Source organism: Arhodomonas sp. KWT, assembly GCF_010993615.1.
On sequence record NZ_WNXE01000339.1, the window covers coordinates 1 to 2,060 of the forward strand.

General features: G+C 69.4%; 2 protein-coding genes. One reads left to right on the forward strand and one right to left on the reverse strand.

Features of this window, described 5'->3' with window-relative positions; translation table 11 throughout:
• Positions 1–133 precede the first annotated feature (133 nt).
• A complete protein-coding gene (locus tag G7A99_RS18660; protein ID WP_163143010.1) occupies positions 134–1,717 on the reverse strand; it encodes a PAS domain-containing sensor histidine kinase in 1,584 nt (527 codons plus the stop codon).
• A gap of 143 nt (positions 1,718–1,860) precedes the next feature.
• Between G7A99_RS18660 and G7A99_RS18665 the strand changes: the two genes are divergently transcribed.
• The coding region (locus G7A99_RS18665) for an ATP-grasp domain-containing protein (protein WP_205599921.1) at positions 1,861–2,060 on the forward strand (200 nt) is incomplete at its 3' end.

The window sequence follows — 2,060 nt, forward strand, 5'->3', positions numbered from 1 at the left end:
TCGCGCTCGAGCAGCCGCCGGGCCTCGGCGAGGTTGGCGGCGCTGCGCGCCTGGATGTCCATGCGCCCGAGCGTGAGTTCGGCGAGGTCGCGGATGTCCGCCTCGTCGTCGACGATCAGAGCCTGCGGTCTGTTCATGCCTGCCCTCCCTGCTGTGCTCCGTCCGGCGCCGCGAAGGTAACCCGAAAGCACGCCCCTGTCTCCTCCGGGCGCAGCTCGATGCGTGCGCTGCTGGCCTCGCAGAGCTCGCGGGAGAGGTAGAGGCCGAGCCCCGTGCCGCCGCGCCGGCTGGTGGCGAAGGGCTCGAAGAGGTGATCCCGGATCTCGGCGTCGATGCCCGGACCGTTGTCCCGGACCTCCAGGTATGGCGCGCCGCGTTCATCACGCCCGGTGACCACGCTCACCGTCGGGTGCTCGCCGGCGTGATCCGTCGCGTTGCGGAGCAGATTCTCGAGGACCTGGCGCATGTGAGAGCGGTCGAACAGGGCGGCGACCGCCGTGGCCTGAACATCCACCTCACCGCCGCTGAACGCGGCCCGCCACTCGGAGACCACCTGGGGCACCCATTCGGCCAGATTCACCGTCTCGCGCTGGGCGGGGGAGCGGCGGGAGAGCTGGAGGACGTTCTCCACCGTCTCGTTCAGTCGGCGGCTCTGCTTGGTGATGATCCCCACCAGCCGGCGGTCGCCGTCCTGCAGGTACTCCGCCTCGCCGAGGAGCTGGGTGGCCTGCATGATCGCCGACAGCGGATTACGGATCTCATGCGCGATGCTCGCGGTCAGCCGGCCCATGGACGCGAGCTTGGCCTGCTGGATCTGGGCGCGCACCGCGGTGAGGTCCTCGAGGAAGAGCAGCGTCCCGCCGCGCTGACTGTCGCCCACCGGGACGAACCGGGGCAGGTAGTCGATGCCGCTGACGGTGATCGGTGTGCGCTCGGTGTTCCCGCCTGCCTCGAACGCCCGCTGCAGGGCGGGTGCGCGTTCCGCCAGGGTGGGGGTTTCGCTGTCGAGGCGGCCGATGATGCCGGTGGCCAGGCGGTTGGCCAGGCGGATGCGGCCGTCGCGGTCCAGGGCGATCACCCCGATATCCAGGCGTTGGACGATGTGTGCGTTGAGCGCCTCCAGGTTGGCCACGTCGAGGCCGCGCTCGGCGGCCAGCGCCTCACTCTCCCGGGCGCGGCGGGCGAGCAGGGCCGCCGCGGAGGAGGTCACGAAGATCGCGATGCCGAGCAGGGCCACCTGGGTGTAGCCGTCAGTCTCCGCGTGCCCGGCGATCCGGGAGAGCGTCTGCACCACCAGTAGCGCGATGGTCGCCGCGGCCGCGAAGAAGGCGCCCAGACGCAGGCCGGTGAGCAGGCTGCCGCCGGCCACGGCGGTGATGAGCAGCACGCCGAGCGCGGTCTCGCTGCTGCCGAGCGCACTGCTGAGCAGGGCGATGGCGACGACGTCGATGAGCACACCGGCCACCACCTGGACCACGAAGGGTTCCACCCGCCGCCAGGCTGCGATCAGGAACAGCGTGCCTGCGGCAACGTAGAGCAGGGAGACGGCGGTGAAGCGCCCGGGTTGCAGCGCGCTGAATACGCCGGCATTGCCGCCGAGGGCGATGCCGGCGAGCAGCAGGATGGCCACTACCACGCGATAGGCGGAGAAGATCAGCAGCGGGCGCCAGGTCAGGGCCGCGCGGCCGTTGGCGTTCTGCGGCGGTGTCGTTGTCATATGGCCGTCCGTGAGGTCGTTGTTGTCGGCCAGTGCCCATCAAAAACTGACTGACTAGTCAACATGACGCCCCGTTCGCTTTTGATCTGCCCCGGGGATTGGTGGAGAATACCCGGGCTTTTTCACGGAGGTAGGGCGCATCAATGAATCTCCACGAATTTCAGGCAAAACATCTATTCACGCAATACGGCATCGCGATCCCGAAGGGATACGTCGCCCGTAGCGGTGACGAGGCGCGCTCGGCGGCCGAGAAGCTCGGCGGCAGTGTCTGGGTGGTCAAGGCCCAGGTGCACGCCGGCGGCCGCGGCAAGGCCGGCGGCGTGAAGCTCGCCAAGAGCCTCGA